At 62.4% G+C, this 8109-nt stretch carries 7 protein-coding genes and 1 pseudogene; all 8 read right to left on the bottom strand.

Annotation, left to right across the window (positions count from 1 at the left end; genetic code table 11):
* The coding region (locus F6X42_RS35620; RefSeq protein ID WP_187638636.1) for a PqiB family protein at nt 1–775 on the bottom strand (775 nt) is incomplete at its 3' end.
* Entirely contained in the window at nt 772–1323 is a 552-nt protein-coding gene (locus tag F6X42_RS35615; protein ID WP_312892977.1) for a paraquat-inducible protein A, read from the bottom strand. The genes F6X42_RS35615 and F6X42_RS35620, both read right to left, overlap by 4 nt.
* A 68-nt stretch (nt 1324–1391) precedes the next feature.
* Nucleotides 1392–2003, bottom strand: a complete 612-nt coding sequence (locus tag F6X42_RS35610) for a paraquat-inducible protein A (RefSeq protein WP_187638634.1) — start codon at nt 2001–2003, stop codon at nt 1392–1394.
* A gap of 13 nt (nt 2004–2016) precedes the next feature.
* Nucleotides 2017–3006 carry a LysR family transcriptional regulator gene (locus tag F6X42_RS35605; RefSeq protein WP_312892976.1) on the bottom strand — a complete coding sequence of 330 codons (990 nt, stop codon included), beginning with the start codon at nt 3004–3006 and terminating at the stop codon, nt 2017–2019.
* A 127-nt stretch (nt 3007–3133) separates the two neighbouring features.
* Nucleotides 3134–3403: pseudogene (locus F6X42_RS35600) on the bottom strand (IS5/IS1182 family transposase); the annotation flags it as partial.
* A gap of 106 nt (nt 3404–3509) precedes the next feature.
* A complete protein-coding gene (locus tag F6X42_RS46490) occupies nt 3510–3665 on the bottom strand; it encodes a hypothetical protein (protein ID WP_429535080.1) in 156 nt (51 codons plus the stop codon).
* Between the two features lie 161 nt (nt 3666–3826).
* Nucleotides 3827–6901 carry an efflux RND transporter permease subunit gene (locus tag F6X42_RS35595; RefSeq protein ID WP_187638633.1) on the bottom strand — a complete coding sequence of 1025 codons (3075 nt, stop codon included), beginning with the start codon at nt 6899–6901 and terminating at the stop codon, nt 3827–3829.
* A 12-nt stretch (nt 6902–6913) separates the two neighbouring features.
* Nucleotides 6914–8107, bottom strand: a complete 1194-nt coding sequence (locus F6X42_RS35590; RefSeq protein ID WP_246530383.1) for an efflux RND transporter periplasmic adaptor subunit — start codon at nt 8105–8107, stop codon at nt 6914–6916.
* Between the last annotated feature and the right edge of the window lie 2 nt (nt 8108–8109).

The raw sequence follows: 8109 nt of genomic DNA, 5'->3' as shown, positions 1-8109 counted from the left end.
CGAACGCAATTCCGCCGCCAACGATCGCGGCCACGGATTGCGTCTTGAGCTTGAAACCGTCGGCGCCCAGCGAGAGGTCGACCCCGCTCGCATTCCAGAAGCGGGTATCCGCCGTGACAAACCGGTCATACGGTGCATCGACGAAGATCTGTACGCTGACGCCGTGGCCATCGGCGTCGAGCCTATACGACGCGACGCGGCCGACCTGAATGCGCCGGTAGTAAACGGGCGAGCCGATGTCGAGCGAACCGAGGTCGTCCGCATGAATCGTGAAACTCGTTCCCGGCGTCCCACTGATGACGGCGGGAGGCGTCTCCAGCCCCGTGAACGCTGTGCGCGCGACCTCCGAAGTGCCGGTGTCCACGCCGATATAGGCGCCGGACAGCAGCGTGTCCATACCCGAGACACCGGTCATACCCAAACGAGGCCGGACGACCCAGAAGCGGCTGTCCGCGCGCGCCAGGCTCCGCGCGCTCCTGGCAAGCGAAACCGAGGCGACCACGTGTGAGCCATCGTCGCTGAGCGCGACCGTAGATACGGTTCCGACCGTCACGTCCTTGTATTTGACAGGGGTCTTGCCGGCCTCCAGCCCCGCAGCGGTCCTGAACGAGATGGCGATTTCCTGGCCCGCCGAGAGCCACGCGTGGATCACCATCGACAGCCCGATCAGCGCGGCGATGAGAGGTACGAGCCAGACCAGCGATAGCCGCCATCGGCTACGGGTGACGACAGGATCTCGGGGCTCGGGTAGCGGCTTGTTTGATACAGGATTCATGTTTCCTCAGCGTCCCAGATGAGTCGGGGATCGAAGTTCATGGCGCAGAGCATGGTGAGGATCACCACAAGGCCGAAAAAGAGAATGCCGATGCGCGGCTCGCTGTCGGACAGCGCATGGAAGCTGACCAACGCACAGACTATTGCCACCACCATCACGTCGAGCATCGACCAGTAGCCGACCGCTTCGACGAGCCGGTACAAACGGGCACGCTCGTTCATTGCCCGGCGACTGCGACGTTGCGTGGTCGCGAGCAGCATGCTGAGGATCAGGAACTTGGCGCACGGCACGACTACGCTTGCAATAAAGATCACCGACGCAATGCCCCGGGACCCTGCTTTCCAGAACTCCACGACGCCGTAGAGAATCGTGCTGTCGCTGCCGTGTCCCAGAAGGCTCGTGTGCATGACCGGCAGCACGTTGGCGGGGATGTAGAAAATCAGGGAAGCGATCAGGAACGCCCACGACCGTGCGATGCTGTCCGGGCGCCGTCGATGCAGGGCTCGTCCGCAGCGCGGGCATTGGGCGTGTCCGTCCACGCGCGGCATATGTGCGCAAACCAGTCCGCATCCATGGCAGGCAATCAGGCCTAGCTGTCCCGCGCGAGGAGGTGGCTTCATGCTGTCTCCGCGTCGGTCCATTCCCACAGCAAGTGGACATCGCGATTGGCGATCATTGGGATCAGCACCATCAGCGTTGCCGTGGCCCAGATGCCGGGACCAGCTGCCACCTGCACGAAGCTGGAAAGTTTGATGACGGCTACGAGCATGCCAAGTACGCCAACCTCGACGATGCTCCACGGGCGCAGCATCGCAAGCAGCCTCATGCTCCACGCGAAACCCGGCGCTCGGCGTGCGGCGCGGGCAAATGCCAGTACCCAGCCGAGCAGCGCGATCTGCAGAAACGGCACCACGACGATCATCGCCGCAGTGGCGAGCGCAATCGGTGCGACCGCGCCGTGCGCCAGCGCTGCCGCGGACTGCCAGAGCGTCGTCTCGCTGTGCAGCCCCTGCAAGGAGATCCGGATCACCGGGCAGACGTTGGCGATCACGAAGACGATGGCTGCGGCGACGGTTAGCGCGAGCCACCGATCGACATCGAGCTGGCTCGCGCGATACAGGACGGCCGAACATTGCGCGCAGCGCGCCACCTCGCGCGTGGCCAGCGCGCGGCGGCGGTACACGCTGTCACAATGCTCGCAGACGACGAGAGTAGGGAACGTTTGCATGAGCATCTGGCAATCAGGACGGCCTGTCACTGCCGGCGGCCACCGTCTTCCGCTGCTGCGCGTGGCTCACCTGAGCCGCGCGCGCGTCGAAGTACGACGTCACATAGTCGATGAACGCCCGGACCTTCGCCGTCATCAGGCTCCGGTCCCGATATGCGAGCCTCAGCTCAGCCTGCGCGCTCACGACCTCGAAGTCGGGCAGCAGCTGTACCAGCCGGCCATCGTCCAGCTCCTTGCCGACCATCGTAAGAGGCAACGCGCCGAGACCAGCACCGCTCACCACCAGTTCCTTGTTCAACGCGGCGTTGTTGGTCGACACGTCGTGTTCCAGTGGCACGGCAAACTGTTCGCCACCGCGCTGGAATCGCAGTTGTGGTTCGCTGATCGACGCAAGTATTGTGACGAAGCGGAATGCGGCGAGATCGTTGGGCCTTTGCGGTAGCTGGCGCCCCTGGAGGTAGCTGGGCGAGCCCACCACGGCGAGGGGCAGGCGGCACAACGCACGGGTGATCGTGAGCTCGCTCGTCAGCATGAACGGCAGCACGATGCCGAGATCAAAGGCTTCCTTGATCAGATCGACTGGCCGTTCCGCCAGCGTCAATTCGAGCTGCACGGCTGGGTACCGGGCACGGAACCCGGCGATCAGCGGTGGCAACTCTAGCACCGCCGCGGTGGTGTGGGCGACGAGCCGCAGTACCCCGGCAGGCTCCCGTGCGCGCTGCCCGGTACCGGCTTCGAGCAGGTCCAGTTCAGCAACCACGCGCGAGCAGCCGGCGTGAAACTCGTCCCCGGCTTCAGTGAGTGCGAGGTGTCGGGTCGTGCGCTGAAAAAGACGTACACCGAGCCTGGTTTCGAGCCCCGTTATCGCGCGCGAGACGATTGACGTCGAGACGCCGAGCTTATTCGCGGCGTGCGTGAAGCTCTGCATTTCGACGACGGTGCAAAAAGTCCGCAGCGTTTCGAGGTGGTCCATAATGAATGTCTGCTCAAGTTCGACTGACACGTCGGCGATCGACCGGAAGGGTCGATTTTTTTGGAATGGGGCCGAACTAACCCATTTTCCCGCCGAGTCGCGGGCTTTTTCGCCCCCCAGGCGCCCCGTGGGCGCGCAGCAGGCGCATCTTCCCCGCTTACGTCAGCATCGCTCGCCTCGCCAGACAAAGATTGGTCAACCCGATCAAGATGAACACCTGGGCCGCGTTCTTCCCCAAGCCCTTGTAGCGCACCTTGGTGTAGCCGGATTGCCGCTTGATCACCCGAAACACGTGCTTCCGGTTGAACCGCTTGTTCGCCTCAGTCAGCTTGTGCTGCGCGCTCGACTTCAGTGCCACGCCCCAGAACACGCCCGCTTGGGGTGCCGCGCTCTTGATCAGCAATTTCATAAGGGCTCGCAATCCAAAGTAAGTCAGGTTCGTGCGAATAACTGGCGCTTTGCTCTGAACAGCCGTGACTTTTCGATAGCTTGCAAGACCGGGCGTGGCGCATCGGACGCAAAAACGGAGACGGTTACTGCACGGGGCTCTCCGGAAGACGACCGCCAGATTTCTCACGATAAGGACCAATACCCCTTCTTGCGCCATAAACGAAGGTACTAACGGCGGGCCCCTGCTCACGACAGAAACGTCGAACGCCGAGTCCGCTTACCGTCCATGCCCCGGCCATCTCGCGCCAGAATGCCCCGCCCTGCCGGGTATCGCCCTGCGCGGCATGAGCGAGAAAAACATCCTTGTGTTGATGGACGGTGAGCGCTCCGCGCCGGATGCCTTCGCATCGGGCGGTAGCATTTCGTAAGCGGCCGCTTCACCGCCGAGGTCGAGCAGAGGCTAAACCATCTCCGCCGTTTGCACCCTTGACTCGGTCGTCTCCTTTGCATGTCGAGCAGCGAACGTGAGATAAACCGCTGGCAACACGAACAGCGTGAACAACGTACCTATCGCCAACCCGCTGCCAATCACCAGCCCCATGTTGAAACGCGACGCCGCGCCCGCACCTGAGGACAGGATCAATGGCACGACGCCGAGCACCATCGCCGCGGTAGTCATCAGGATCGGCCGCAAGCGGATCCCCGCCGCATGGACGATGGCTTCGAGTTTCGACATGCCCTCGTGCTGCGCCGCATTCGCGACTTCCACAATCAGAATGCCGTGCTTGCTGATCAGCCCCATCAGTGTCACCAGCCCGACCTCCGTGTAGATATTCAGCGACGCCCCTCCCAGCCCAAGGCTGATGAACACGAGCGCACCCGCTACCGACATCGGGATCGAAACAAGGATCACCAACGGGTCGCGGAAGCTCTCGAACAACGCCGCGAGACTCAGGTAGATGATGATCAGCGCCAGAACAAAGGTGCCCACAAAGCCGCTCGATTCCTGCACGAGTTGACGCAAAGGGCCGGCATAGTCGATCGACACGTCCGCCGGCAGCGTACGCGCCGCAAGCGCCTGCAGCGACCTGAGCGCGGCGTCCTGCGAAACGCCGAGCGCGGGCACGCCGGAGATCGTCGCCGAGTTCACCTGCTGGAAATGATTGATGGTTTCAGGCACGGTTTCGGTCCGCACATGGGCGATCGACGATAACGGCACGGGCACGTTATTCACAGTCGCGATCTGGTAATTCATGACCTGGTCGAGCGTCAGGCGCGAGCGCTGCTGCACCTGGGCAATTACCTGGTACGAGCGCGAATCGAGACTGAAGTAATTCGTATAACCGCCCCCCAACAGACCGCCCAGCGCCGTGCCGACCTGCTGCATCGTCAAGCCGAGTTGTGAGGCCTTGTCGCGGTCGATATCGAACACTTTCTGCGGCTGGTCGACCTTGAGGTCGCTATCGATAAATAGGAACATCCCACTGGCGGCTGCGTCCGAAAGGAATTTCTGAGCCTCTACATTCAGCCTATCCAGCGGCTGCGTCGACTTGAGCACGAACTGGATCGGCAAGCCTTGCGAACCGGGCAGCGGAGGGGGCTGAAACGCGACGACCTTCTGACCTGCCACCTTGTTGAACTGGTTCTGCAGATCGCGCTGGATATCGGTCGCAGTGCGATGACGCTGATCCCACGGCTTGAACGTCACACCGGCAATCGACTGCGACGGGCTCTCAACCTGGAACGTCTGCGCGGCCTCGGGGACCTTGGCCATGATGTCGGCGACCTGACGGCCGAACGCCTCCTTTTGCTGCAGCGTCGCGTCCGGCGCGGAAGTCGGCTGCAGAATGACGACCCCTTGATCCTCTTGCGGTGCAAGTTCGCTGTCGGCACTGGTGTACAGGAAATAGATGCTGGAAATTACCAGCCCGGTAAACAATAGCGTCACCGGGACCGTCCGCAAACTGTTGCGCAGCAGCCGTTCATAGCCACGCCGCAGTGAACCGAAAACATGATCGATCGTCTCGACAATGCGCGTGACAAAACGGCCGCCCTGATCGTGCGGCTTCAAGAACTGGCCGCACATCATAGGCGACAGCGTCAGAGAAATGACCGCGGACATGGTCACCGCGCCAACCAGCGTGAACGCGAACTCGGTGAATAATGCGCCGGTCAGTCCACCCTGAAAACCGATCGGCACATAGACGGCGATCAGGACGATGGTCATCGCGATGATAGGGCTGGCGAGGTCGCGCGCGGCCTTGATCGCGGCATCGCGTGGCCGCATGCCCCCTTCGAGATGAAGGCTCACGCTCTCAACCACAATGATCGCGTCATCGACCACCAGCCCGATCGCCAGTACTAGCGCGAGCAAGGTCAGCAGGTTGATCGAGAACCCTAGCGCGAGCATCACGCCGAAGGTGCCCACCAGTGACAACGGAATCGCGATGACCGGAATCAGCACGGAGCGCGGCGCGCCGAGGAAGGCAAACACCACCAGCGTGACGATCACCACCGTCTCGATCAACGCGTTCTCGACCTCATGAATCGAACTGTCAACGAATACCGTGGAGTCGTAGATGACCGAGCCGTGCAACCCCGCCGGCAGTGCCTTCTGAATGTCGGGGAACACAGCCTTCACGCCCTTGATCACATCGAGCAGGCTCGCCCCCGGCACCGTCTGGATCCCCACGTACACGCCCTTCTGGCCGTTATACGACACGCCGGATTCATAGTCTTCCGAGCCGAGCGTGACGTTGGCCACATCGTTCAGCCTGATGATGCCGCCATTGACCTGCTTGATCACGAGATCGCGGAACTGCTGCGCCGAATGCAGATCCGTCGATGCGGTCAGGTTGAACTGCACCATCTGCCCTTTGGTGGTTCCCAGTCCTGCGATCACGTTGTTCGAGGAAAGCGCGTTGGTGACATCGGTCGCGGTAAGGCCGTATTCCGCGAGCTTCTGCGGATCGAGCCACGCGCGCAGCGCAAAATACTGCGGTCCGAGCAGTTCGGCCGTCTGCACGCCTTGCACTGCCTGCAGACGCGGCTGCACGTTGCGCACGAGGTAGTCGGTGATCTGGTTGGGCGTGAGTTCATCGCTCGAAAAGCCGATAATCAACGCGTCCAGCGACTGTCCGATCGCGACCGTGATGGCCGGCTGCTGCACGCCGCTCGGCAACTGGTTGAGCACCGAGTTGATCTTGGCGTTGACCTCGGTGACCGCTTTGTCAGGGTCGAAGTTGAGCACGAGGTTCGCGGTGATCGTGCTGGTGCCGGCGATGCTCTTCGACGACAGGTAATCGATCCCGTTCGCCTGCGCGATGGCGTTTTCCAGCGGCGTGGTGACAAAACCCTCCACGGTCTGCGGATCGGCGCCGTAGTACGTCGTGGTCACGGTCACCACGGCGTTTTCGGTTTTCGGGTACTCGAGAACGGGCAGCGAGGTGAACGCCTTGTAGCCGAGCACAAGGATCATCAGGCTGACCACGCACGCGAGTACAGGCCGGCGGATAAAGATGTCGGTAAATTTCATGAGCCGTCCTGTTCAGTGATCTTGCGGGACGGGCGCGGCGTCGTTGGGCAGCTTCACGCTGTTGTCGATCTGCACCAATGCGTCGTTGTGCAGCTTGAGTTGCCCCGCCGTCACCACCACGTCGCCGGCCTTCAGTCCCTTCAGGATGCTGACCTGATCGCCGCGCGTCCCGCCAGTCGTCACGAACTGCTGGCGGACACTTGCCTGCAGCCTGCCCTGCGCGTCCTTGCCCTCGTGGACCACGTAGACGAGGCTGCCATATGGGTTGTACGTCACCGCCGTCTGCGGAATCGTCACGAGCGATTGCTCCGCGCCGCTCGCCACGCTGGCGGTGGCGAACATGCCGGGTAGCAGCGCGCCGTCGGGGTTCGCAAACGACGCGCGTATCTGCAGCATGCGGCTCGAGGTGTCGACCTTCGAATTCATCGACGTCACCGTGCCGGTGAACGTCTTGCCGGGATACGCATCAACGCTCACCGATACGGTCTGTCCGACGCTGATCTGCCCACGCACCTGCTGCGGCAGATAGAAGTCGAGCAACATCGGGTCGAGTGCCTGCAACGTCACAACCGTCGTGCCGGCCGCCAGGTATTGACCCACATCGACCTGACGCACGCCCAGACGTCCAGAAAACGGCGCGCGGACGACCTTTTCGTTCATCAGCGCCTGTTGCGCCGCGACTTGCGCGCGCGCCGCCTTCAGGTTGCTGACATCTGTATCCACGGTCGACTGCGCCACGCCCTGCGCCGCAAGTTGCTGCAGGTCGCGCTTGTAGGTGACCTCGTCCAGACTGGCAGTGGCCTGCAGTTGCGCGAGCTTGGCGGGATCGTCGTTCGGACGCAGGCGGAGCAGCACGGTCCCTTGCTTGACGTCACGGCCGGACTCGAAGTCGATTTCATCGACCACGCCGCTCGTTTCCAGCGAAAGATCCGCACCCGTCGACGCCCGCAGGGATCCGACGCCCGTGAGCGTCGCCTGCCACGGCTGCAAGACAGCAGATGTGGTCGACACTGTCGCCTGTTGCGACTGGATGCCGGCCGTGACCTGCTTCAGGATGTGCCCCTTGAACAGGTGGAAACCAATCAGCGCGGCGGCAAGCAGTCCCACCACCAGAAGCATCAGAAACAGGCGAAGCAAGGTTCTAGGCGGCCGCTGCCATTCAGGCGGGGTATTGGCGGTATGCGCAAGCGGGGTAACAGGGGTCATGA

Source organism: Paraburkholderia podalyriae, assembly GCF_014397785.1.
GTDB lineage: Bacteria > Pseudomonadota > Gammaproteobacteria > Burkholderiales > Burkholderiaceae > Paraburkholderia > Paraburkholderia podalyriae.
The sequence above is the reverse complement of the archived record's forward strand: the minus strand, read 5'-3'. Positions and strand labels throughout refer to the sequence as shown.